The sequence below is a fragment of the Thiomonas delicata genome, from assembly GCF_900088825.1.
Taxonomy (GTDB): domain Bacteria; phylum Pseudomonadota; class Gammaproteobacteria; order Burkholderiales; family Burkholderiaceae_C; genus Thiomonas_A; species Thiomonas_A delicata.
In genome coordinates this window covers 1-306 of sequence record NZ_LT592204.1, presented here as the reverse complement: position 1 = coordinate 306, position 306 = coordinate 1, and the positions used below count along the sequence as shown (strand labels likewise).

Sequence of the window (306 nt, the reverse complement as noted above, 5' to 3'; positions counted from 1 at the left end):
CATCGCCGGATGGTAGAAATGCTCCTTGACCACGGGGTGCAGGTCGACCAATCGCGCGGCCAGTCGCTTCAGCCGGTCCGCAAAGGCCGGATGGCGTTTGGCCAGCTCGACGATGCGACCTCGTTCATACGTGGCGTAATACACCAGGATGGGGCCACCGTCCCCCACGTCGATGGCGTGCAGCATCTCCTCGATGCAGGGCTCGGAGGGGTCATGCCCGCTGAGGTCCAGGAAGGCGCGGTGCTCGAACACGCCGGGCGCCCGCTCGATATGGCAAGACCACTGGAACGGCACCTGCTCGTAAGG

Annotated in this window: 1 protein-coding gene; it reads right to left on the bottom strand. The window is 65.0% G+C overall.

The window, feature by feature from the left end:
* Positions 1-306, bottom strand: a 306-nt coding sequence (locus THIARS_RS18075; RefSeq protein ID WP_141202469.1) for a DUF2779 domain-containing protein, incomplete at both ends; no start/stop codon positions are given.